This window comes from Nonomuraea sp. NPDC049709 (genome assembly GCF_040674815.1).
In the GTDB taxonomy this organism is placed as follows: Bacteria; Actinomycetota; Actinomycetes; order Streptosporangiales; family Streptosporangiaceae; genus Nonomuraea.
Map to the genome: position 1 here is coordinate 136,974 of NZ_JBFANM010000013.1, position 21,857 is coordinate 158,830.

Below are 21,857 nucleotides of genomic sequence, written 5' to 3' on the forward strand. Positions count from 1 at the left end.
CGTTATGTCTGCGAGATGGCTCACCCGACTCCAAACCCTGCTGACTCTCTTCCTGGTCCTGGCCTGCCTGGGCGCCCTGGCTCTGCTGCTCTCCACCGTCCTGATCGCTTTCGTTGGCAACGCCAACGGCATCGGCGTTCCACTGCGAGTGTTCGACCTGCCGATCGCGGGTATGGCGGCTCCGGATGCCGTGATCGAGAGCGCGACCGCTGACGTGACCGTCCGCCACCAGGGTCCCGCGCCGCTCGTCGGCCTGCTCTACCTGCTTCTGTGGGCGCCGGGCGTCGTGACCACTCTGCTCGCCCTGTTCACCGTCGTCCGCGCGCTGGGCCGGGCCAGATCGGGAGACAGAGCGCTGTTCTCGGCCGTCACTGCCGCCCACCTGCGCCGCCTCGGCTGGATCCTGATCATCGGCTCGCTCGCCACAGGCCTGCTCGGCATGGTGGCCGAGCCGCTCCTGGCCTCGATGCTGCTGGACAAGAGCTACTCGTTCTACCCCCCGCCGGGCGAGGTACTGGCCGGAGTGGTGACGGGAGTCGCGATGCTGGCCGTGTCGGAGGTCGTACGGCGTGGCCTGGTGCTGCTCGAAGAGGTCGAGGCCACCATCTGATGGCCGACCCGACCATCCGCGTACGACTGGACGACCTGCTCAAAGAGCGTCGCATGACGCTCACCGAGCTGTCGAACCGGGTCCAGATCACCGTCGTCAACCTGTCGATCCTGAAGAACGGCCACGCCAAGGCGATCCGTTTCTCCACCCTCATGCGCCTGTGCGATGCCCTCGACTGCCAGCCGGGCGATCTCCTCCGCTACGACCGGTGACAGGGCCCAGGCGACCTGAGATCGGCGGGTGTGACACGGGCTGCGGCGGGTGGTGGCCCGGCTCGGCCAGGAGGTCAGGGGATGACCCGCGTCGCCGCCTTCACCCTGTCCTGACCTGTCCTGGATCGGCTGAATGGCCGATGCGGGGGCTCCTTCCGGAGGTGGAGGCCGGTGCCGGGAAACCAGGGTCGCCGTAGGTGTCGCCTCCGATGCCTGACCGCCCTGTCATCCCCGATCTTGATGGTGGGGATCCCGAGAGCCGGGCTCCGCGCATCGAGGAGCAACCATGATCACCAGAACGATCGCCGGGGCGGGCCTGATCGCGTCCCTGCTGGCCGCGTCCGCCGGGGCCGTCCAGGCGGTCCCGGCGGCGGCCGACGCGGCGCCGAGTGGCACGCCCGACTGGCAGGCATTGCTGGACGGGGTCGTCGCGGGCGGCGCGGTCGCCGCGATCGCCGAGATCCGTGACAGGGACAGGACGTGGCGGGGCGTCAGCGGCACGGTGAGACTGGACGGCTCCCGCCCGGCCCCGGCGAACGGGCGGTTCCGGGCCGGGAGCGTCACCAAGTCGTTCACCGCCGCCACCGTGCTCCACCTCGTGGGTGAAGGAAGGCTCCGCCTGACCGACACCGTGGAACGATGGCTGCCCGGCCTGGTGGACGGGGGCCAGCGCATCACCGTCAGGAACCTGCTCCAGCACACCAGCGGCATTCCTGAGTACACCACCGGCATGTTCGACAAATGGGGCATCCCCGAGGAGCGCCACCGCACCTGGGCGGCGCGTGAACTGGTGGAAAGGGTGCGGGACCGGCCCCGCGAGTTCCCGCCCGGGACCAGGTTCGGCTACTCCAACACCAACTACGTCCTGCTCGGCATGGTGATCGAGAGCGTCACCGGCCGGCCGTACGCCACAGAGGTCAGGGAACGGATCCTGCGCCCGCTCGGCCTGCGGCACACCAGCCTGCCGGGCGCCGCCACGCGGATTCCGGGCCCGCACGCACATGCGTACGTGCCGGTCACCAAGGGCGGCAAGACCGTCCCGGTGGACGTGACCCGCTTCAACCCCACGATGGCCGGCGCGTCGGGTGAGATCATCTCCACCACCGAGGACCTCAACCGCTTCTTCCGCGCCCTCTTCCAGGGCAGGCTGCTGCTCCCGGCCCAGCTCAAGGAGATGAAGGACCTCGCCGCGGCCAAGGAGTACGGGCTGGGGCTGGAGGTGGGCTCGCTGCCCTGCGGCACCGCCTGGGGCCACGGGGGCGGCACCCACGGCTATCTGACGGTGGCGTTCAGCTCGGCGGACGGCTCCCGGCAACTGGCGCTGTCGATGACCCCGTACGCGGGCGACCCCGAGAAAGCTGCTCTGACCCTGCTGACCTCGGCACTCTGCCATTGAGGCCACGCGGTCCCCGTGCCGACCCGTCCATTCCCGGCCAGGACCGGCACCACCAAGCCCGCCCAGTTCCACGCCCGATGCGGTGGCCCCGATGCGGTGGTGCAGCACTTGACGCGAACGCGCGCACTGAGGGATGTGATCCACGCGCGCTGGCCGGTGTCGGCGGAGGTGGGTGAGGTCGGCGGCGGCCGAACGCCACCCCCTCCGCTCGGGTTCGTGCTGTGTGCGTACGCGCTCAGCGCCGGCTACACGGCCCGGAAGTACCACAGCTGCTGACCAGCGTACTGGTCGCAGGCCCACTGCTGGATGTTGGCGCCGTTGTGGGTCCAGCCGTGGTCGACGTCGAGGCATTTGCCGCTGTTTCTGTTCTCCAGGTGATAGAAGGTGTTCCACCAGGCGTCGGTGTAGGCGTACTTCCAGCGCCACATCTGCTGCGGGACGTTCACGCAGCTCCACTGCTTGACGTTCGCGCCGTCATGGGTGTAGCCGTTGTCGACGTCCAGGCATTTGCCGCTGTGCTGGGCGCGGATGAAGAACCACTCGCTGCCGGGCGTCACCCGGAGGTACTGCCACCGCTGCTGGGGCACGTTGGCGCAGGCCCACTGCTTGACGTTGGCGCCGTCGTGGGTGTAGCCGTTGTCGACGTCCACGCATGTTTCCGGCGCAGGGAAACGTCGGTGGATCTCGAAGAGGTAGGACCAGGTGTCCGCCGTCTGCGCGCTCCTTGCCACCGCGCCGACGGCCGGCGGAGCCGGCCACCACACGGGCACGGCGAGAGACAGGACCATGAGCACGGTGAGCAGCCCTCGGCGGCCGCTCCATCGATGATTCACGTCATTGTGCATGACACGTTCCCTCCGGCGTCCTTCATGTCTCTTGAAGGCTGGCCCTCGGGATCACGGCAGGCATGAGTAGATCCCTACTCAAGTTGGCGATACGTAAGGCGTCGTCACCCGCTGGAGAGGCCAGGTGACTTTGCGGGGGGCCCGGCCGTTCGATGCTCCCCGGTCCCGTGTTGCTCCCGGGCCCGTCGCGCGAGCTCTGAGAAGGTCTGCGACGTCAGTGAGTCCGGCCAGGCGTGGCGAGGATTCCTGCTCATGCACGATCGGATCTGGCGTGAGATCGAGGCCGGGCTCGCTCCGCTGAACGTGAGCATGGCCGAGTACAGCGTGCTGGCACTGCTGGGCAAGGCCGGTCGCAACGGCATGCGGATGTCGGAGCTCGCCCAGCAGCGCCTGATGTCCGCCGGCGGGTTCACCCGGCTCGCCGACCGGCTCGAGCGCCGCGGCCTGATCGAGAGGCACCGGTCGGCCGACGACGGCCGTGGCTTCACGGTGGTCCTGACCAAGGACGGGAGGGCGCTCATGCGCAAGGCATGGCGCCGGCAGTACGGCGATCTGTGCAGGCTCTTCTTCGACCGGCTCGACGACGAGCACCTGAGCGTCCGCCATCGTCTCGTCCTGGCCACCGCTAGCGGCGCGACACAGGGATTGGCGGGGGTTCGGTCATGAGCGTCGCCAGGCCTGCGCGGGCGAAGTCCAATACCCGGTCTACCAGGGGAAGCAGCTCCTCGGTGGCGGTGTCGCGGTGATGAGCCTCATGGGTCATGTACAGCTCGCGCAGGCCGCCCACCACGGTGTACGCGGTCAGGCGCGGGGCCAGCGCGCTGGGCGGTAGGCCCAGGTCCTTGCCGATGGCGGCGGCGATCAGGCGTTCGAGTTCGTAGTAGCTCGCGCGGGCGCGGCCGCGGAGGTCCTCGTCCTCGGCTATGAGCGTGGCGCGCTTGGTGCGCAGGGACCAGGTCTCACCCGGCTGGCGGCCCTGCTGGGCGTCGCGTTCGTCGAGGGCGCGCATCGTGTCGCGCATCCACTCGCCGACGGCATCGAGGGCGGTCCCGGGCAGGCTGTCGAGGCGGGCGGTCAGTGTCTCCGGGGCGAACGGGTCGTCGGCGAACAGCAGGTCTTCCTTGGTGGGGAAGTGCAGCGTGACGGTCCGCGTCGCGACGTCGGCGTGTTCGGCGATCGCCGCGATGGTCGTGTTGCGGTAGCCGTGCGACGTGAACAGCTCCAGTGCCGCGGTCTGGATCCGTTCGCGGGTCTGCCGCTTCTTCCTGTCTCGCCTGCCCTCCATGCGGCAAGACTAACATAGGTGGAATTAATGCATCCCATGCTACTGTTGCAATGGATAGTATCAATTCAGGAGAGGTGAAGACGATGTCCAAGACGTGGTTCATCACCGGCACATCGAAGGGGTTCGGCCGCGAGTGGGCGGAGGCCGCCCTCGAGCGCGGCGACCGGATCGCCGCCACTGCACGCGACCTCGACCACCTGCGCCCCCTCACCGAGAAGTACGGCGACGCCGTGCTGCCCCTGCGGCTCGACATCACCGACCGCGCGGCCGTGTTCGCCGCCGTGCGACAGGCGGCCGAGCACTTCGGCGCGCTGGACGTGGTGGTCAACAACGCGGGCTACGGCCATTTCGGCATGGTCGAGGAGCTGACCGAGACCGAGATCCGCGCCGAGATGGAGACCAACTTCTTCGGCACACTTTGGGTGACGCAGGCGGTCCTGCCCGTGCTGCGCGCGCAAGGTCACGGCCGGATCATCCAGGTCACCAGCGAGGGCGGTGTCCGGGCGTACCCCGGCATCGGCGGCTACCACGCCTCCAAGTGGGCGGTGGAAGGGCTGTCGGAATCGCTGCGCAAGGAGGTCGCGCATTTCGGCGTCGACGTGATCTGCCTGGAGCCCGGACCGTACTCGACCGACTTCGGCGGCGGCAGCATCCGCACCAGTGCCGAGCACCCCGACTACGCCGAGGTCCGCGCGGCCACCGATATCGTGTGGGAGCTGGGCGACCCGAAGGCGACGCGCGGTCCGATCCTGGAGTTGGCCGACACCGACGACCCGCCGGCGCGGATCTTCTTCGGCAGGTCGTTCGAGCCGGTCGCGGCCGAGTACGAGGAGCGGCTTGCCACGTGGCGGAAGTGGCAGCCGGTCGCGCTGGCCGCATTCCGTTGATCGCGCACGGTTTTCACTGACCGTTGTGTTTCCGGGGCGGGACGGGGAGCGGTTGTCCGCCCCGCCGGTCTGGCATCGCGCCGGGCGCGGATGTGTTCGTCTCCAGCCGGCCGCTTGGAACCGCAACCGCGTGCGGCGATCAGCTCCTGGCTCACCTGATGCGGTCAGGAGGCCCGCGTGGCGAAGTAGGCGCCGTGCTCCAGGTCGTCGAGCGGTGCCGGGTGGGTGGCCAGCCGAGCAGCACTTGGGTGTAAGAGCCGGAGACCGGGGGCGGATCGAGGCCGGAGCGATCGTCTCCGCGATGCTCCTCAGGGTGACGCCGCTTTCGGCTACGCCGTTGGGGGGCCGCGGAGGCCCCCGGCGCGTCAGGTGCCGTTCGGGCGCGGCCGGGCGCGTACATGAGCGCGTTCTCCCTGAGGTCCGAACAGGATGAGCAGCTCGACCGGCGTGGGCCCGGCGTTGCCCATCCAGTGCGGGACATGCGTGTCGAACTCGGCCACCTCGCCGGGCCCCAGGGTCAGCTCTTGTTCCCCGAGCACGAGCCGTAGCCGGCCGTTGAGCACGTACAGCCACTCGTAGCCTTCGTGGCGCTGTGGATCGGGGTCGGCGGGGCCTGCCGCCCCAGGAATGATCAGCTTGTACGCCTGGGTGCCGCCCGCCATGTGGCTCAGCCGGATGTAGGTCATACCGTCGCGCCGGATCGGCCGCAGGTGGACGCGCGGGTCGCCGGTCTGCGGTGCACCGATGAGCTCCTCCAGCGGCATGCCGTGCGCCCTGGCCAGCGGGAGGAGGAGCTCGAGGTTCGGCCGCCGCCCGCCGCTCTCCAGGCGCGACAGGGTGCTCTGCGAGATGCCGGTCTCCGCGGCCAGGTCGGCCAGGGTCAGGCCGCGGTGGCGGCGCAACCGCCGAAGCCGCGGGCCCATGGCCGACAGCGCGGCGTCGAGATCGTCGTCCACAGTGGCCATCCATGCTGACTTGGCAACGAGGAAAGAAGCCGGAAACGGCTCCCATGTCCGGCGACGGCATCAACCGTCCACGCATGCGCTCGCATTCCCGCAGGGCGTCTCTTGCCGAGTCGGCAAATTTTCGTGTGTCCGCGTCCTGGGGTGACGCAGACTCCCAGCCGTGCGACGCCGGCCAGGCGCCGAGCACAGCCGGGCGCCGACCACATGTCCGCGCCCGGCCAGAGTCTGCGACAGTCAGAAAGGACGCTCACGGTGAGCACCCAACCCCTCCAGAGCTCCGGGCACGATCCGGGGCGCGACCCCGTCATCCCGCCGGATCGGCGGCCGGCGGCGAGCGGCGACCAGGCGCCCTCCGCCCAGCGGCTGCGCTACCCGGCCGTCATCGTGCTGTGCCTCACCCAGCTCATCCTGGTGATCGACAACAGCGTGGTGAACGTCGCGCTGCCGCAGATCCGCCACGCGCTCGGCTTCTCCGCGACCGGCCTGTCCTGGGTGGTCGCCTCCTACGCCCTGGTCTTCGGCGGTCTGGTCCTGCTCAGTGGCAAGGTGGGGTCGATCATCGGGCCGCGCCGCGCCCTGCTGATCGGCGTGTCGATCTTCACCGTCGCCTCGGCGCTGGGCGGTGCGGCCACGACGCCGGCGATGCTCATCGCCGCCCGCGTCCTGCAGGGACTCGGAGCGGCACTGGCCGCCCCGGGCACCCTCGTGCTGCTGATGTCGATCACCAGGCCCGGTCCGCAGCGCGCCCGGGCGATGAGCGTGTTCGTGCTGTCCATCGGCATCGGCGCCGGGCTCGGTCTGGTGCTCGGCGGGCTGCTGACCACCTCCCTCGGCTGGGAATGGGTGATGTTCGTCAACGTCCCCATCGGCCTGATCGTCCTGGTCGGGGTACGCCTGCTGGTGCCGGAGGCGCCCCGCGCGCCGGCCCGTCTCGACGTCGGCGGGGCCATCGCGTCCACGACCGGCATGACCGCCCTGGTCTACGGCCTCATCAATGCCGAGTCGCACGGCTGGACCGGCACGCCGGTCCTGGTCTCGTTCGCGCTGGCGATCGCCGGGCTGCTCGCCCTGGTCCTCATCGAGCGGCGCCACGCCGCCCCGGTCGTGCCGCTGGAGTTCTTCACCCGGATGCGCAGCGCGGCCCCGCTGCTCGCCATGATGCTGATTCCGGCAGGTCAGGCCGGTTTCCTCTACTTCGCCGCGCTGTTCACCCAGGACGCGCTGGGCTTCACCCCGCTGCAGACGGGGTTGTCCGTCCTGCCCTTCAGCGCCGCGCTGCTCGTCACGAACCTGCTGACCGGCCGCCTGGTGCCGCGGTACGGAGAGCGGATCATCGGCTCCCTCGGGATGTCCGCCCTGCTCGCGGGGTTGGTGTGGATGTCGCGGATCGACGCCGCCGACACCTTCGCCGGCGGCCTGCTCGGGCCGTTCGTCCTGCTCGGCCTCGGCGCGGGGCTGACCGTAGCGCCGCTCACCGCCGTCATCATGCACCAGGCGCCGCCGGCCCGTCTCGGTGCCGCCTCCAGCCTCAATCAGGCCATGCAGCAGCTCGGCGGCGCGCTCGGCCTGGCCGTGATGACCACCGTCTACGGTGCCGCGGCCGGAGCCGGCGAAGCGGGGGCGATCGCGACCGCCCTCACCGCCGGGATCGTCTTCCCCCTGCTCGCCCTGACCCTCTTCGCCACCTGGGCCCGCCCCACCACGACCGCGCACTGACCGCAACGACACGAGAAACCGGAGAACCACCATGAGCGACGCACCCGTTTCCACCACCAGTCAGCAGGAGTTCACGCGCGCCTGGCAGGAGTGGCGGGCCGGATGGGAGCAATGGCTCACCCAGCCCCTGGGCTGGCTGGCCGCCACCTCGCACGAATGGCTCGACGACACGCCCCGGAACCACCCCGGGCTGCCCGGCCTGTGGTGGCAGCACGGGGACGCCGTCCATATCGACCCCCAGGGCGCCCCGATGGTCTTCGACGGTGAGACCTTCACCACCGAACGCCGGTTCACCCTCGCCGACGCCCCCGACGACGTCCGCGTCACCGTCGGAGAGCTCGAGGTGGGCATCACCTACCGCGGCACGTACCTGGTCGTGACCTACGACCCGAGCTCACCGGCCCGGCGCGACTTCGACGGCGTGCCCGTCCACGAGCCCAGCCAGAGGTGGGTACTGCCGGGCCGCCTCGAACGGTTCGACACGCCGACGTCCATCACGCTCGACTCCGTGGGCTGGGGCACTCACACCCACGACACGCCGGGCCTGGTTCGCTTCGCGTACGCGGGCGCCGAGCACACCCTTCAGGTGCTCAGCTCACACGGAATGCTGCTCACCGTCTTCACCGACGCCACCAGCGGCGTCACCACGTACGGGGCCGGCCGCTCCCTGGACATCCCCGCCCCGGACAGCGACGGCAACGTGACGCTCGACTTCAACCGCACCGTCAACCTGCCGTGCGCGTTCAGCGAGCACTTCCCCATCTGCCCACTACCGCCATCGACGAACCGGCTGCCCTTCGCGATCGAGGCCGGAGAGAAGACACCCCACTGACGCGGACCGGCGCGGCACCACCTGCACCGAGTTCCACTACGGCGCCATGTACGCGCTCAAGGACATCGACGCCTACCGCACCTACATGTACGACCCGCTGCACCGCCAGATCGACGCGATCGGCATCCCGCTCGCGGCCGACATGGACTCACTGGACCTCACCGACGACCCCGGCCCCGAGATCGGCGACAAGATCGCCCAGGTGCACAGCGACGGGTTCACCGACCACCCCGAACTCCTCGACCTGGTCGAGAACCTCGGCTCCTATGAGGGCAGTGGCGTCCCCGCCGACGACTCCACCGGCGACGCCTTGCGGGGGAGACGTCCAACCGCCTCAAGCCGCGTCGGCTGAAGGGCTTCGTGTCAGCCGAGCGGGGTGATGATGCCGGCCAGCTCGCCGGGCATGGAGAGGAATGGCGAGTGGGAGGCGTCGAGCGCGACGACGGAGGTCGGGTTGTCGGGAAAGGCCGCGTCGGCCTCGGAGATGAACTTCGCCTGCACGCCCGGCCGGATCGCCATGTCCCGCGTGCAGGTGAGGTATGTGCGCCGCACCGATCCCCAGCCGTCGTGGGTCAGGGTGGTGGTGCCCAGCATGATGCCGATCGGACCGTCGGGCGTCAGCAGGCCGGTGGCGGCGTCGGCGAGGACCGGGTCCACATCACCGTAGAACGCCTCGTACAGCCCCTGCCGGTAGGCCGCGTCGTCCGTGGCCAGGTCGAGCCGCAGCGCGCCTGTCTGGGCCGGGTCACCCTGTAACAACGGCGCGACCTGGTCATCGGCGGCCTCCGGCAGCCGCGTGTATGCCGCGGCCGGCACATCGGATGCCGGCATGTACGCGGTCAGGTACACCGCGTGCGCCACCAGTTCGGGCGTCCGCTGGGCCACTCGGGTCAGTACGGGACCGGCCGCGCTGTGGGCGACCACCGTAACCGGCTCGCCCCCGCCGATTCGCTTGACCTGCGAAGTCAGCAGCTCGGCCGCATCGTCGAGACTCACGTCCCCCACGGGCGAGACCTCTGTGCGGACCGCCTCGGGGTTGTACGGCGGTTCGGTGAACCACTGAGGACGGCGGGCGTACAGCCCGTGCCCCGCCATGTCCACCGCAACGGCCGGACGCCCGGCGGCCACCACATGGGGGACGACCTCACTCCAGCACCAGGAGCCGTGCCAGAAACCGTGAACGAACACCAGAGTGGAGGTGGCGGACATGAAAGCTCCCTATGGATCGTGCGCACTTCGCGGATGTCGGCGTGGACGGGGATGAGGTGGCCGGCCGGCGGCTGCATTCGCGCGGCCGCGGCCGCGACCCATCAGGCGAACTCAAGATCGCAACGGCGCCTGCTCGACCCGGGCCGCAGGCTTGACCGTGGGTGAATACGACATCCGTGGCCGCTGCTTCCGTGGTCGATCACAGGACCATCATCAGTGGTTTCACAGTGCTCAGCCAGGCCCTGCCACTCCCCGGCTCGCGGACCCCCGCACGTACGCACGGGAGAGCGGTATGTGCCGCGTCAGGTTCGGCCACCTCGTCAGATGCCCAGCGTCGCGAGGTGACGGGAAGGTCGGTGACGTCGCCAGGCGACGGCCAGGAAGGCGATCAGCCCGAGGACGGGCAGGGTGCAAAGGGCCCAGCTCAGCGCCAGCGGCGGGCCGGGCTGATCGAGGACCGTGACGTTGTCGAGAGTGCCTGTTCCCTGTCCCAGGGGGCCGTTGACGGCGAAGGTGAAGCTCCACTTTCCGGCCGTGGACAGCGACTGGATGTCCAGGCCCCAAACATCCCGTTTGCGCGGATGGCGAGACAGCGGGGCCGCCCCGCGCCCACCCCCCTCCATGCCGGGGCCGGTCATGCCGAGCGTGCCGGATTTGCCGGTCAGTCCACCGTCAGGGGCGAAGGTGAAGTCCAGCGACTGCATGGCGCGCAGCGGCCACCTGGAGAAGCCCACGGTCAGGTGGTACGGGCCGGCCTGCACCCGCTCGGTGTGCACGACGTCGACCGGCGCGTACACCTGCGCGGGCTCCGCCGGCGCGTGGGCCTGGGCGGGCGGGGCCGAGACCGGGATCGCGGCTCCCATGACGCACACGGCCAGGAGCAGGTTGCGGGCGCGGTGCGTCGGCGCGGAGCGGGTGGCGCGGGCCGGTCGCGGCCGTGCCGGCAGGTACGTTCGGACGTGCATCGGGTCAGCGGCCTTCCTGGTCGGCGGCGGGGGTGTTGAGGCGCAGCAGTACGGCGAAGCGGGCGGCGAGATAGCCGGCCAGGGCACCGAGCCCCAGCCCGATGACCACGTCGATCAGCACCGTGGTCGCCGACGTGGTGGCCTGGCCCATCGGCCCTCTCCCTGCCCATCCACGCAGTATCGACGTCTGCACGAGCATGGACAGGCTCACCACCACGCCGCCGACGGCGCCGACGAGCTGCGGCAGCCGGCGGGCCGACCAGCCCCGCCCGCGCCCCAGCCAGAGCAGCCCCTCGATCACCAGGGCCGCGGCGAGCATGAACATCGGTATGCCGGCCGGGAGCACAGGCGCCATGTCCCTGAGGTTGTCCCGCAGAGGCAGCCCGACGTAGTCCGCGTAGACCCTCGCGGCCCACGGCGAGAACCACCAGAGAAACAGCTGCATGCCGCCGAGGACGACCGCGATGGACAGAGCCACCCGCCGGTGCCGCAAGGTGATCGCTCCCATGAGCACGAAGCAGACGGCGAAGAAGACGGTGCCCGCGAGCCTGGGGTCGATGGGAAGGGGCATTCTCTGGAACGCGTACGTGGTGATCGGGGTGAACGTCATCAGTACGGGGATGCTGACGACGAGCCCGATCCGCCCCCAGCGCCGCGCGCGGGCGGCGGCGAAGACGATGACGCTGCCGACCATGGTCAGGCTGATGGAGATGAACAGGGCGACGTGGGGCGGGGAGTCCAGTACGGCGTCGAAGCCGTACAGGGAGTGCCACCACAGATCGAGCAGGCCGTAGAGCAGGAACAACGCGCCGCCGGTCCCGGCGACGAGGTATCCCAGGGGCGCGGTGAACGTGCCGCCGAGAACCCGGACCGGACTGCCGCCGGCGTGGTCGGCGGGGCGCCCGGCCCGTTGGGCGAAGGTGGCGCGGAGCACCATCACCAGGCCGGCGATGCCGGCGATGGCGCTGCCGGCGTACAGGAGCAGGTGGGGCAGGGTGAAGAAGGTGTCCGGGCCGACCTCGATGTGCCACTGCACGTCCCAGCTGAGGCCGACCGTCGACAGCAGCGTTCCGGCCAGCACGGTGTACGCGCCGGCCACGGCGGTGGGCTGCCGGTCGGACGGGGCGGGCCCGCCTGGGCCGGCCGGCGCGGATGCGGGAACAGGATCCATCGGACATGCCTTTCTCGGAAGAGGGGTGTGCGCGATCAGGGGGAGACCGTGAGCGGGAAGACGAGCCGCTCGTGACGGCCGTCGCCGTCCACGGCGACCAGGAACTCCCATCGGCCGGGCATCATCAGCGGAAGGCCGGCCACGTGGTAGCTGTTGCCGGAGACGCGTACGGCGGGGAGATCGGGTACCGCGTGGCCCGCGGTGGGCAGCACCGCGGAGACCGTGACGACCGGTGATGACCGGACGGTCGCGTTGCGCGGTACGAGCCGGACATGGACCGGGGTGACTCCGGTGACGGGCGCGGAGACCGTCAGGGTCACCACGTCGTGGGCGGTGCCGCCGGTGAGGGTCAGCGCGCCCCGAGGGACGGAGTCCGACGCGGGCCGCGTCCCGCCTGACCACGGCGCCCACAGGGCATGGACCGACAGCGCGGTGAGCAGGATCGCCGCCATGACCACCGCGGCTACCAGGGAACGCCGACCGGACGGGCTCATGGGGTCCTGTCCTCCGTGCCGGTGACGTGGAGCAGGTAGGGAACGGTCAGGATGGTGTTGTCGCGCTCGGCCTGGATCCAGATCCGGTAGTGGCCGGCGGCCGGGAAGGTGTAGACGAAGGCGACGTCGGGGCCGTAGGCGGCGACGGTCTCATCGGCGGTGCTGTCGCCGTTGAGGGAGGTCAGCCCGCTCATCGAGTGCGTCTCCGCGGAGGAGGCGGAGGATGATGCCGGCGACGAGTGCCTTCCCATGTGCGGCGTCTCCTGCGTGCGGCTCACGTCGTGAGCACTGTCCGGCATCGCGCCCATGGAGTGGGAGTGGGCCCACAGCTGGGCGTTCTGCGTCGCCGCCCCCACCGCTGCCGTGGGCGGGAGCGGACCGACGACGATCAGGTGGCCGAGCATGCCGAGCCAGGGCTGCAGGGTCGCCGTGTCCCCCACGCGGGCGGTCAGTACGGTGGCCTTGCCCGCCACCAGCGACGACGCGGACAGCCGTACCTCGACCCCGGCCACGGTCCGCGAACCGGTCCCTGCCCGCGCCGGGGCGTCGCCGGCCGTGGTCCGCGCGCCGGAGCCGGACACCGCGTCGATGCCGGTGGCGGAGCGCAGCTGTCGGACGCCGCCGCCCCGGCGGGCGAACTCGGCGGAGACCGCGTAGTGGCCTGCCTCGGGCAGTGACAAGGGGACCTCGAATTCGCCGGGTCCGGTCCGTACGGGGTGCAGGTGCCACAGTTGCCCCGAGGGACCGATGGCCAGCAGGTGCATCAGCGCGCCGTCGTGGACGACGACGTCGTCCAGGGGCAGGCCGGTGGCGGCGTCCGAAAGCGTCAGCCGCAGCTCGGCGACCTCACCCGCCCGGTTTGTGGAGGACGACAGCAGCAGCGTCGCGGGCGGGCGCGAGTAGTCGCCGGTCCGCTGCCCGACGGATGCGTAGGGATCGTTGACGCCGTCGATCGTGGCGTCCACCTGGCCGCCCTGAGACGGCGGCAGCGGCAGCTGCGACGACAGCAGCGCGCCGGTGACCGCCACGGTCAGGCAGGCGACCAGCCCGCCGCCCGGCACCAGCGTCCACCAGCCGCGCCGCGCCCGTACGGCGACCAGGACGGTGACGAGGATGAGCCCCCCGGCGCCGGAGAAGCCCAGGTAGGCCGCGGCCTCCGCGGGTGAGGTGGTCTGCTTCGGCACGATGAACGGAATCGTCGCGGTCCGCTGCCCGTCGCTGAGCGACAGCTCCCACGGGCCGGCCTGGGTGACGTCCAGCACCGCGGAGTAGGTCCCCGGCCGGCTCCCCAGCGTGACCACGGCGGTGTGGACGACCGTGCCGGACGCCGAGGCCGCCGACGCGGAGGAGGAGACCCCGGTGGGTACCGCCGCCAGGTCGAGGGCGCCGGCGGGCGTGCCCGCGTGGGTGAACACATCCACGTGCAGCGGTCCGGGCACCCCGGTGACCCGGCGCAGGATGACGGTCAGCTCCCGGTCGCCGAGCGTCTGGGCGACCTGCACGTCGCCGCCGGTTGAGTCCGCCCCGGCCTGTGGGCTCATGGCGAGCGTCAGGGCCGCGGTGGTCAGCACGACGGCGAGCGCGGCACCGAGGCGGCGCCGGAGCGGCCGACCGGGCTTCCCGGGCCGGACAACCTGGACAGGTGGGAGACAAGGAGCCGTGCGCGGGAACCTGTCGCACTCCCTCGCACGAGCGGCGGAGTCGTTCATCGTGCGGGCAGCCTAGGGAGGCCGCCCGCCGCTGTCGTCACGGCGCCAGGGGATGCGGGTCCCCCGGGCGGGGGACTCGGCCACCGCCGCCGACCAGGCATCATGGGAGCTCGTGAACGAGGAAGGGGTGCCGGTGCCCGACAGGGAGGGACGTGACGGGCCTGGTGCCGGGTCCGTCCGCATCCGCGACGTCAATGGGCCTCTGACCCGTCAGGCGATCGTGATCGCCGCGGTCACCTTGGTGGTCGACGCCCTCACCTTCGCCCACTCCACCGGTTCCCCCGCGTTTCCGGCGGGATGGCGCTGGGCCATGCTGGCGGCGATCGTCGTGGTGGACGCCGGCCTGGCCAGCGCGCCGCGGCTGTCGGGAGTGGTGGCCGTCGCTCAGGCGACGGTCCAGGTAGCGGGCACGTTGTTGCGCCCCGAAACCGCGCTGATGCCCTCGCTGAACAGCGCGGGCATGCTCATCTCCGCCTACCGGGCTGGTGCCTGGCTGGACCGGTGGCCGGCGGTGGTGTCCCTGCTCTTCCTGACCGCGGGGACCCTCGCGAGACCGATCCTCGGCGGGGCGAACTTCGCACAGGAGCTCCTCCTGCTCGCCCCCATGGCCAGCGCGCTGCTGCCCTGGCTCGTCGGCCGGTACACCACCGCCCGACGCGCGTACATCGCCGAGCTGGAACAACGCTCCGAGCGGGAGAAGGCGGAGGCGCGGCAGGCCCTGGCGGCGGCCATCGCGGAGGAGCGCGCCGGCATCGCCCGCGACCTGCACGACGTGATCTCCCACCACGTGAGCGCCATCGGCGTCCACGCCGGGGTGGCCCGGTTGCGGGCCGCGGCGGCGCCGGGCGCTCCCGACCTGGCGGACTCGCTGACCGCCGTGGAGACGTCCAGCCGGGCGGCGATGCTCGACCTACGGCGGCTGCTGGACGTCCTGCACGGCCACCCGTCGGGGGAGGACAGCCAGCCCGGGCTGGACAACCTCCCCGAACTCCTCGACACCCTCCGCGCCGTCGGCCTGCGGGCGCGGGTGACCGTCCACGGCGTCCCGTCCCCGCTGCCGGAGTCGCTGGACATCGCCGTGTACCGGGTGGTGCAGGAGATGCTCACCAACGCCCTGCGGCACGGCGCCGGCGGTGTCGCGGAGGTCGAGCTGCGCCACGACCCCTCCAGCCTCACCGTGACCGCCTCCAACCTCCTCGGCACGCGGGCACATGCCCGGCCGGACTCGCCGCACCGGGGGCTGCAGGGGATCCGCAGCCGTACCGCCGTGTTCTCGGGCCACACCAGCTACGGACCCGCACCCGACGGCAGGACCTGGACCACCACCGCGACGTTCCCCCTGAGCCCCTCATGACCTTGCGCGTCCTGATCGCCGACGACCATGCCATGTTCCGCTCCGGTCTGCGCGCCGTCCTGGGCACCCAGCCCGACCTCGCCTGCGTGGGCGAGGCGTCGGATGGCCGGGCCGCCGTGAGCGAGGTGCTCCGGCTGCGTCCCGACGTCGCGATCATCGACATCCGCATGCCCCGGCTCGACGGCCTGCGCGCCACGGAGGAGATCCTCGCAGACCCGGCCAACGCCACCAAGGTCATCCTGCTGACCACCTACGACCACGACACGTACGTCCACCGCGCCCTTCGGGCAGGAGCCAGCGGATTCCTGCTGAAGAGCCTCCCGCCGGAGGAACTGATCGCGGCCGTCCGGGTGGCCGCCCGCGGCGACGCCCTCATCGACCCCTCGGTGACCCGCCGCCTCAGCGCCCGTCTCGCCGACGGCATCGCCCCGTCTCCCCCTTCGGCCGACCTGGACCTCCTCACCACGCGGGAACGCGAGGTACTGCTGCTGCTCGCCGGGGCGTACAGCAACGCCGAGATCGCCGGCCGTCTCGGGATCGGCGACGAGACCGTCAAGACGCACGTGTCGCGCATCCTGACCAAGCTGAACCTGCGGGACCGGGTGCACGCGGTCGCCTACGCCCACCTCAACGGCCTCGTCGGCCAGGCCCCTGCTCATCCCGATCCCGGAAAGGACCAGGCCGGGCGGGGCAGGCGCCGCCGAGAGGGAACCCGCCGCGATCCTTGATCCCGCACGGGACGCCAACCGGGAGCCAAGCCGGTTCCACTCGTTGATCCAGCGCCCGTCTACCAGCCGTATTCCCTGAATAGACCGAGGCGCTCGAAGAAACGCCTGGAGGAAAGGAAGCGTCATGACCGGCAAGCGGAAGGAATGTGCTGATCGCCCCGGCCATCACGAACAGCGGCGGCTCTTCCCACCAGGATTGGACAACCAACAGTTGCGGGCGTCAACCGGCCGGGCTCGGTCAGCCCGGCCCCCATGCGTTGCGCAGCCCGCAACCTGCGCGCCGACCATGTCCTACCGGCCAGGCGGTGGCGGGCGGCGGCTTCTGGCCGGTGCCGAGCGATCCGCTGTCCCGCGTGGCCGGCGTCTTCCCGTTCCCGAGCTCCGACCACCGGCTGGTCTGGCCCGACGTCAGGCCGTGATCAGCGCTTGGGCGCCGGGGGGAGCTGGAGCGTGGCCTTCTCCGAGTCGAGCTTGGTGGTCACCGTGCTCGCGGCCGGGGCCTTGATCGAGACCTTGGCGCCCCACTTGGTGTAGCGCATCTCCATCGCGGTCTTGCTCACGCCGGTCTTCTTGTTCTCCAGCCGCGTGGTCAGCTTGACCGGCAGGCCCGAGGAGCCGACGGCGAGCGTCCAGTTCACCTTCACGCCGGAGTCGAGCTTCCACCACATGGTGGCGCGGGACCAGTCCGAGGCCTTCAGCAGGTCCTTGACCATCATCGACCCCTTGTACGTGGACCCGCTCCTCTTGGAGCGTGCCAGCAGCGCCTTCAACGTGCTCGGGTCGGCCGCGTTCACGAAGCCGCCGAAGAGGGCGGTCATGCCGCTCGTCCAACCCGGCGACTGCTTGTACCACGTCTTGCCCTCGGGCAGGCCTGCGCTCATCGGGCCGCCACTGACGTAGGACGTCCGGCCGATGCGGATCGTGCGCTCCGGCTTCCCCATGGCGGTGGCCAGGGCGCTCGGGTCCTCGCCGCCGCCGAAGTCGTCGGCCGGCTTCTCGTCGTCACCGGTGGCGAGCTTGCCGGTGATGTCGGAGGCCGCGATGCCCTTCTTGCCGAACTGCAGGCGGCCGGTCTGCGTGAGGGGCGTGGACTGTCCGTGCATGCGGAACGAGAACGACACGCCCTTGCCCGCCACGAGCTGCGCCCGCAGCGCCGCGAGCGGGTCCTTGGGGGCGGCCACGGCGGGCGTGGCGGTCAAGAGGAGGGCGGCGCCGGCGGTGACGCCCATGATCGCTTGCTTCATGGGGCGCGATCATCCTGGATCCAGATCACGAACCGGAAACGCTTCAGGAGTATGGCCGGCGAAGAATCAATGTAATTCCGGCGAGCACATTCCTGAACTTTTGTCCCGTGGAAGATGCGGAAACACGACCGCCACAATCGGGGCCAGACCCAGACCGGCTCGGCCCTTGACGTGTACGCACAGGTCGGGGCGGGCGGCCGAGGTGCTCACCGGGGCGGTCGCCAAGGCGGAGGAACTCCAATGAGGCTTCGTCATGCTCGAATCCCTCTGACGCGAGCGATCCCCCGGGCCGAAATTCAGTGGAGTGATCGTTGCACGCGTCGGCAGCGCCGTGGAATACGAGGGGAATACGCCTGGTCACCCGGCTTCGCGTGGCTGAACGGGTGCAGCGTCCCTCACCTGATGTCGCTGCGCACCTTGGAGGCATCCTCGGCGAGCCTCATCCGCGGGGCGGAGACAGTCGCGCCGGTCCTCGTGGTACGGCTCCGGCAGCACGGACGTGTGGCGGTGTCCGCGGCCGGCGCGATGCGGGCCGGCACAAGGAGCCGGGTGACCTTGGTCCACGTCCAAGGGGCCCGCGGCGGAGCGGGTGATGGAGGGCGAACGACGCCATGGCCGCTCCCCGGTTTGAGCCCAGGCGCGTTCGGCACCCATGCCGTCAGGGACCGAGGGCTGGGCGAGAAAGATTCGCAAGGGTTTCTTCACCGAGTGGACCGACGAAACAAGCCCTCCGGGTTTACAGTGCGTCCAGCCAAGGGAGCACTATGGAGTTTGGGATACTAGGTCCGCTGACGGCATGGCGCGAGGGTGAGCAGGTCGATCTGGGCACGCCCAAGGCGCGGGTGCTGTTGGCGGTTCTGCTGTGCCAGGCGGGTTGCCCGGTTTCGGAAGATCAACTCGTCGTGGCGCTATGGGGGAACACCCCTCCGAAGAGCGCCACCAAGAACGTGCAGACCTACGCCCACCGGCTCCGGCGGCACCTGGGCGACCCGGCTCTCGTGGTGCGGCAGGGCACCGGCTATTTGATCCCGGTGGATGGGGACGAGCTGGATGCGGCGAGGTTTGAGACCCTGGCCGGCTCAGGGCAGGCGGTGGAGGCCGCCGGTGAACCGGAGGAGGCGACCCACCGCCTGCACGAGGCGCTGAGCCTCTGGCGCGGGCCCGCGTTCGCCGGCATGACCGATGTCCCGATGCTGGCCGCGGAGGCCTCGCGGCTGGACGAGATCCGCCTGTCGGTCCTGCAGTCGCGGATCGCCGCGGACCTGAGGCTGGGACGCCATGCCGGGCTGTTGGGCGAGCTGACCGCGCTCACCATCGAGTACCCGCTACGGGAGCGGCTGCGCGCGCAGCTGATGCTGGCGCTGTACCGCTGTGGCCGGCGGGCGGACGCGCTCGCCGAATACGCACGTGCCCGCACGACCCTGATCGAGGAGACCGGTCTGGACCCGGCCGGAGAGCTGCACGACATGCATCAGCGAATCCTCACGCAGGACCCCTCACTCGACCTCGTTCCTCGCGTCACGGCGACGATCACGGGTTCCCCTGCGGAGGTCTCACGGGCCTGCCGTGAACGTGCCACGCACCTGCCGGATGAACTGGGCGCCGAGCCGAACGAGAAAGTCCGGCACGCGCACAGGCGGGCCCTGTCCGCCGGCCGTCCCGTCCATGCCTCGGCCCCGATGCCTGAACCTCAAGCGGCTCCCACTCCCGCCGAGTTGCCGCCGGACATCGCGGACTTCACGGGCAGGGACGACGAGGTGGTGAACCTCGCGGACCTCCTCACCAAGCCGCGGCCGGGCACCGTCGCCTTGGCCAGCATCGCGGGTCTGGGGGGCCTGGGCAAGACCACGCTCGCGGTGCACGTCGCGCACCGGGTCGCGGGAAGCTTTCCCGACGGCCAGCTCTATGCGGACCTGCGCGGCGCCTCCGCAGACCCTGCCCGCCCAGAGGACGTGCTCAGCCGGTTCCTGTTCGCACTGGGCGTCAGCCCCACCGGCATACCCGAATCCCTGGAAGAACGCGTGGCGCTTTACCGGAGCTGTCTGGCCGGACGCAGAATGCTCATCTTGCTCGACGATGTCGCCGGGGAGAAGCAGGTGCGGCCGCTCCTGCCCGGGGCTTCAGGCACGGCCGTGCTCCTCACCGGACGTGTCCGGCTGGTCGGTCTCGAGGGCGCGAGCCTGCTGGAACTCGACGTCCTGCCGTCGGGCCAGGCCATGGACCTGCTGAGAAGGATCGTCGGCGACGAACGCGTCCAGGACGACCCGAACGCGGCACTGGAGATCACCCGGCTGTGCGGCCGGGTCCCGCTGGCGGTCCGCATCTCCGCGGCCAGGCTCCTCGGCAGAAGGCAATGGAGTCTGTCCCACCTCGCCGGCGTCCTCGGGGAGGAGCGGCACCGGCTGGACGAACTGGTGGCGGGCGACCTCGACATCCGCGCGGGATTCGAGATGAGCTACCGGATGCTGCCCGCAAGCACGCGGCGGGCCTTCCGGCTGGCCGGGCTGCTCGACGCGCCCGATTTCGCCTCCTGGGCGGTGGCGGCCCTCCTGGACGTGCCGGTGCGGCAGGCGGAACGTGAGATCGAAACCCTGGTCGACGCTCATCTGCTGAACCTCACCGGGACGGACGAGACGGGCAGGCTCAGGTATCGGTTCCACGACCTGATCCGGTTGTACGCGCGTGAGCGGGCGCAGCGCGAGGATTCCGAATCCGAGCGCGAGGCCGCGCTCCAGCGGGCCCTGGGTGCCTGGCTGGCGCTGGCGGAGGTGGCGGCGGAGCACGTCCCGGGCCCCTGCTACGCACTCATGCACAGCCGCGCGCCGCGCTGGCGGCTGCCCGCGGCGGTCTCCGGCCCGCTGCTGGCCGACCCGATGGCCTGGTTCGGCGCGGAGCACGCCGCGCTGATGGCGGGGGTCGCCCAAGCGTGCGAGGCGCGCCTGACCCAACTCGCATGGGACCTCGCGGGGTCCACCGAGACGTACCTCAACGTGCGCGGCCTGTACGACGGCTGGCAGCGCATGCACGAACAGGCGCTCGCGCTGTGCCGTGAGACCGGTGACAAGCGCGGCGAGGCCGTGCTGATGCGCGGCCTCCTGGAGGTCACCACCTGGAACTCGCCGCCGGGCCCCGGACCGGCGATGACACGGATGCGGGCCGGCGCTTCGCAGCTCCTCGACCTGTTCACCATGCTGAACGATCCGGTCGGGATGGCCGACAGCCTGGCCACCCTGGCCTGGAGCCTGACGGCCGACGGGAACGGCGGTGCACAAGCGCTCGCCCTGGCGGAGCGCGCTCTGCGGACGGCCGCCGACGTGGACTACCTCGGCGGCCAGGCACGGGCCTATCACGTACTGGCGATCATCCACGGCGAGGACGACCCGCAAGCGGCGCACACCGTGCTGGAGCAGGCGGTGAAAATCGCCGAGGCGCTCGGCAACGCTCACTACACCACGACGGTCACCCAGTTCCTCGGCGCGGCGAAATCGTTCTGCGGTGACATCGCGGGCGGACAGGAACTGCTGGAGAGGTCCCTGGGAATGGCACGGCGGTTGAACTACCGCTATCTGGAGACGTTCTCGCTGCTCTACCTCTCGAAGCTGTTCGCCAAGGCCGGCGACAAGCGGGCCAGGGCGACCGCCGAACTGACGCTGGCCCACAGCGAGGACGGCAACTTCGGCCATTATCTCGCCGACTCGCTCAGCGTTCTCGGGGAGTTGGACCTGGCCGAAGGAGACCTGCCGTCCGCCATCGCCACCCTCGAACGTTCGGTGCGGATGTGGCGAACCCGCGGCTCGAACCCCTATCTGGCGCGGACGCTCCGCACCCTCGGCGACGCCCACGCCGCCGCCGGCGACCACCGCACGGCCAGGGCCGTCTGGGAAGAGGCCCGCGAACTGTTCCGCGGGATCTCGCACGAGAGTGGCGTGAGAACGCTGGACGCCCGGCTCGCGCGTGAAGGGCGGCCAGGCTCGCCGACGCCCGCCGGACGATCCCTGGAACGCTGAGGGCGGCGGCCGCGGGTGAGGCGTACGGGTTTCCGGGGGCGTCACACGCCATCGCCCGGCAGGGCCGAAACCCAGGGCCTCGAACCGTCGGTGACGTCGAGGACCAGCGCGGCGAAGCGAGCGGGTCGGGCAGTGCCTCCCCGAAGGTCGCCAGCGCGGCGCCCGGCCCGGCTGCGCGGCGCCAGGCCACCTCGCGGGCGCCCTGCTCCGCCACCATCCAGGACACCG

At 70.8% G+C, this 21,857-nt stretch carries 20 protein-coding genes; 11 read left to right on the forward strand and 9 right to left on the reverse strand.

What is annotated here, in order from left to right:
• Positions 1 to 4 precede the first annotated feature (4 nt).
• The 3 genes from AB0J69_RS15520 (at position 5) to AB0J69_RS15530 (ending at position 2,218) form a co-directional block, all read left to right on the forward strand.
• Positions 5 to 610, forward strand: a complete 606-nt coding sequence (locus AB0J69_RS15520) for a DUF2975 domain-containing protein (RefSeq protein WP_364117271.1) — start codon at positions 5 to 7, stop codon at positions 608 to 610.
• Positions 610 to 822, forward strand: a complete 213-nt coding sequence (locus AB0J69_RS15525) for a helix-turn-helix transcriptional regulator (protein ID WP_364117273.1) — start codon at positions 610 to 612, stop codon at positions 820 to 822. The genes AB0J69_RS15520 and AB0J69_RS15525 overlap by 1 nt, the downstream gene beginning before the upstream one ends.
• Positions 823 to 1,108: 286 nt before the next feature.
• Positions 1,109 to 2,218, forward strand: coding sequence for a serine hydrolase domain-containing protein (locus tag AB0J69_RS15530; RefSeq protein WP_364117275.1), 1,110 nt, complete (start codon positions 1,109 to 1,111; stop codon positions 2,216 to 2,218).
• A 245-nt stretch (positions 2,219 to 2,463) separates the two neighbouring features.
• Here the strand turns inward: AB0J69_RS15530 and AB0J69_RS15535 are convergent, their stop codons facing one another.
• Positions 2,464 to 3,063: an RICIN domain-containing protein gene (locus AB0J69_RS15535; RefSeq protein WP_364117277.1), complete on the reverse strand. Its 600-nt coding sequence runs from the start codon at positions 3,061 to 3,063 to the stop codon at positions 2,464 to 2,466.
• A gap of 252 nt (positions 3,064 to 3,315) precedes the next feature.
• On the opposite strand from AB0J69_RS15535, the gene AB0J69_RS15540 reads away from it, so the two are divergent.
• Positions 3,316 to 3,729, forward strand: a complete 414-nt coding sequence (locus AB0J69_RS15540; RefSeq protein WP_364117279.1) for a MarR family transcriptional regulator — start codon at positions 3,316 to 3,318, stop codon at positions 3,727 to 3,729.
• Here the strand turns inward: AB0J69_RS15540 and AB0J69_RS15545 are convergent.
• The gene (locus tag AB0J69_RS15545) at positions 3,689 to 4,348 is read right to left on the reverse strand and encodes a TetR family transcriptional regulator (protein ID WP_364117281.1); all 660 of its coding nucleotides are present in this window, start codon (positions 4,346 to 4,348) and stop codon (positions 3,689 to 3,691) included. The two genes, AB0J69_RS15540 and AB0J69_RS15545, sit on opposite strands and share 41 nt — an antisense overlap.
• Positions 4,349 to 4,431: 83 nt before the next feature.
• On the opposite strand from AB0J69_RS15545, the gene AB0J69_RS15550 reads away from it, so the two are divergent.
• Complete coding sequence (locus AB0J69_RS15550; RefSeq protein WP_364117283.1) at positions 4,432 to 5,235, forward strand: SDR family NAD(P)-dependent oxidoreductase; 804 nt, start codon at positions 4,432 to 4,434, stop codon at positions 5,233 to 5,235.
• 365 nt (positions 5,236 to 5,600) lie between these two features.
• Here AB0J69_RS15550 and AB0J69_RS15555 read toward each other — a convergent pair whose 3' ends face one another.
• Positions 5,601 to 6,191, reverse strand: coding sequence for an XRE family transcriptional regulator (locus AB0J69_RS15555; RefSeq protein ID WP_364117285.1), 591 nt, complete (start codon positions 6,189 to 6,191; stop codon positions 5,601 to 5,603).
• Positions 6,192 to 6,452: 261 nt separating this feature from the next.
• Between AB0J69_RS15555 and AB0J69_RS15560 the strand changes: the two genes are divergently transcribed.
• From AB0J69_RS15560 to AB0J69_RS15570, 3 genes are read left to right on the forward strand one after another with little or no spacing between them, the layout of a single operon-like run.
• Positions 6,453 to 7,916, forward strand: a complete 1,464-nt coding sequence (locus AB0J69_RS15560) for an MFS transporter (RefSeq protein WP_364117287.1) — start codon at positions 6,453 to 6,455, stop codon at positions 7,914 to 7,916.
• A gap of 31 nt (positions 7,917 to 7,947) precedes the next feature.
• On the forward strand, positions 7,948 to 8,748 hold the full coding sequence (locus tag AB0J69_RS15565; RefSeq protein WP_364117289.1) for a DUF1684 domain-containing protein: 801 nt from the start codon (positions 7,948 to 7,950) through the stop codon (positions 8,746 to 8,748).
• 46 nt (positions 8,749 to 8,794) lie between these two features.
• Positions 8,795 to 9,100, forward strand: a complete 306-nt coding sequence (locus AB0J69_RS15570; RefSeq protein ID WP_364117291.1) for a hypothetical protein — start codon at positions 8,795 to 8,797, stop codon at positions 9,098 to 9,100.
• An 11-nt stretch (positions 9,101 to 9,111) separates the two neighbouring features.
• Here AB0J69_RS15570 and AB0J69_RS15575 read toward each other — a convergent pair whose 3' ends face one another.
• The 5 genes from AB0J69_RS15575 to AB0J69_RS15595 all read right to left on the reverse strand — a co-directional run bounded on the left by AB0J69_RS15575 (position 9,112) and on the right by AB0J69_RS15595 (position 14,158).
• Positions 9,112 to 9,957: an alpha/beta fold hydrolase gene (locus AB0J69_RS15575; protein ID WP_364117292.1), complete on the reverse strand. Its 846-nt coding sequence runs from the start codon at positions 9,955 to 9,957 to the stop codon at positions 9,112 to 9,114.
• Positions 9,958 to 10,277: 320 nt separating this feature from the next.
• Positions 10,278 to 10,922, reverse strand: coding sequence for a hypothetical protein (locus AB0J69_RS15580; protein WP_364117294.1), 645 nt, complete (start codon positions 10,920 to 10,922; stop codon positions 10,278 to 10,280).
• A 4-nt stretch (positions 10,923 to 10,926) separates the two neighbouring features.
• Positions 10,927 to 12,093 carry a hypothetical protein gene (locus AB0J69_RS15585; RefSeq protein ID WP_364117295.1) on the reverse strand — a complete coding sequence of 389 codons (1,167 nt, stop codon included), beginning with the start codon at positions 12,091 to 12,093 and terminating at the stop codon, positions 10,927 to 10,929.
• Between the two features lie 35 nt (positions 12,094 to 12,128).
• Complete coding sequence (locus AB0J69_RS15590; RefSeq protein ID WP_364117297.1) at positions 12,129 to 12,587, reverse strand: hypothetical protein; 459 nt, start codon at positions 12,585 to 12,587, stop codon at positions 12,129 to 12,131.
• Entirely contained in the window at positions 12,584 to 14,158 is a 1,575-nt protein-coding gene (locus tag AB0J69_RS15595) for a hypothetical protein (RefSeq protein WP_364117299.1), read from the reverse strand. The genes AB0J69_RS15590 and AB0J69_RS15595 overlap by 4 nt, the downstream gene beginning before the upstream one ends.
• Positions 14,159 to 14,348: 190 nt before the next feature.
• On the opposite strand from AB0J69_RS15595, the gene AB0J69_RS15600 reads away from it, so the two are divergent.
• Both AB0J69_RS15600 and AB0J69_RS15605 read left to right on the forward strand, forming a co-directional pair.
• A complete protein-coding gene (locus AB0J69_RS15600; protein ID WP_364117301.1) occupies positions 14,349 to 15,650 on the forward strand; it encodes a histidine kinase in 1,302 nt (433 codons plus the stop codon).
• Entirely contained in the window at positions 15,647 to 16,378 is a 732-nt protein-coding gene (locus AB0J69_RS15605; RefSeq protein WP_364117303.1) for a response regulator transcription factor, read from the forward strand. The genes AB0J69_RS15600 and AB0J69_RS15605 overlap by 4 nt, the downstream gene beginning before the upstream one ends.
• 419 nt (positions 16,379 to 16,797) lie before the next feature.
• On the opposite strand, the gene AB0J69_RS15610 is transcribed toward AB0J69_RS15605, so the two are convergent.
• Positions 16,798 to 17,622, reverse strand: a complete 825-nt coding sequence (locus AB0J69_RS15610; protein ID WP_364117305.1) for a hypothetical protein — start codon at positions 17,620 to 17,622, stop codon at positions 16,798 to 16,800.
• A 764-nt stretch (positions 17,623 to 18,386) separates the two neighbouring features.
• Here AB0J69_RS15610 and AB0J69_RS15615 point away from each other — a divergent pair.
• Positions 18,387 to 21,629, forward strand: a complete 3,243-nt coding sequence (locus tag AB0J69_RS15615; protein WP_364117306.1) for a BTAD domain-containing putative transcriptional regulator — start codon at positions 18,387 to 18,389, stop codon at positions 21,627 to 21,629.
• The last annotated feature ends 228 nt before the right edge of the window (positions 21,630 to 21,857 follow it).

What these genes read in the sequence shown, in the direction of transcription:
- AB0J69_RS15520 (WP_364117271.1), top strand. Translation starts at nt 5, where the DNA reads ATGTCTGCGAGATGGCTCACCCGACTCCAAACCCTGCTGACTCTCTTC.
- AB0J69_RS15590 (WP_364117297.1), bottom strand. Translation starts at nt 12,587, where the DNA reads ATGAGCCCGTCCGGTCGGCGTTCCCTGGTAGCCGCGGTGGTCATGGCG.
- AB0J69_RS15600 (WP_364117301.1), top strand. Translation starts at nt 14,349, where the DNA reads ATGCGGGTCCCCCGGGCGGGGGACTCGGCCACCGCCGCCGACCAGGCA.
- AB0J69_RS15550 (WP_364117283.1), top strand. Translation starts at nt 4,432, where the DNA reads ATGTCCAAGACGTGGTTCATCACCGGCACATCGAAGGGGTTCGGCCGC.
- AB0J69_RS15540 (WP_364117279.1), top strand. Translation starts at nt 3,316, where the DNA reads ATGCACGATCGGATCTGGCGTGAGATCGAGGCCGGGCTCGCTCCGCTG.
- AB0J69_RS15615 (WP_364117306.1), top strand. Translation starts at nt 18,387, where the DNA reads ATGGAGTTTGGGATACTAGGTCCGCTGACGGCATGGCGCGAGGGTGAG.
- AB0J69_RS15545 (WP_364117281.1), bottom strand. Translation starts at nt 4,348, where the DNA reads ATGGAGGGCAGGCGAGACAGGAAGAAGCGGCAGACCCGCGAACGGATC.
- AB0J69_RS15605 (WP_364117303.1), top strand. Translation starts at nt 15,647, where the DNA reads ATGACCTTGCGCGTCCTGATCGCCGACGACCATGCCATGTTCCGCTCC.
- AB0J69_RS15525 (WP_364117273.1), top strand. Translation starts at nt 610, where the DNA reads ATGGCCGACCCGACCATCCGCGTACGACTGGACGACCTGCTCAAAGAG.
- AB0J69_RS15575 (WP_364117292.1), bottom strand. Translation starts at nt 9,957, where the DNA reads ATGTCCGCCACCTCCACTCTGGTGTTCGTTCACGGTTTCTGGCACGGC.
- AB0J69_RS15535 (WP_364117277.1), bottom strand. Translation starts at nt 3,063, where the DNA reads ATGCACAATGACGTGAATCATCGATGGAGCGGCCGCCGAGGGCTGCTC.
- AB0J69_RS15580 (WP_364117294.1), bottom strand. Translation starts at nt 10,922, where the DNA reads ATGCACGTCCGAACGTACCTGCCGGCACGGCCGCGACCGGCCCGCGCC.
- AB0J69_RS15570 (WP_364117291.1), top strand. Translation starts at nt 8,795, where the DNA reads ATGTACGCGCTCAAGGACATCGACGCCTACCGCACCTACATGTACGAC.
- AB0J69_RS15530 (WP_364117275.1), top strand. Translation starts at nt 1,109, where the DNA reads ATGATCACCAGAACGATCGCCGGGGCGGGCCTGATCGCGTCCCTGCTG.
- AB0J69_RS15565 (WP_364117289.1), top strand. Translation starts at nt 7,948, where the DNA reads ATGAGCGACGCACCCGTTTCCACCACCAGTCAGCAGGAGTTCACGCGC.
- AB0J69_RS15610 (WP_364117305.1), bottom strand. Translation starts at nt 17,622, where the DNA reads ATGAAGCAAGCGATCATGGGCGTCACCGCCGGCGCCGCCCTCCTCTTG.
- AB0J69_RS15585 (WP_364117295.1), bottom strand. Translation starts at nt 12,093, where the DNA reads ATGGATCCTGTTCCCGCATCCGCGCCGGCCGGCCCAGGCGGGCCCGCC.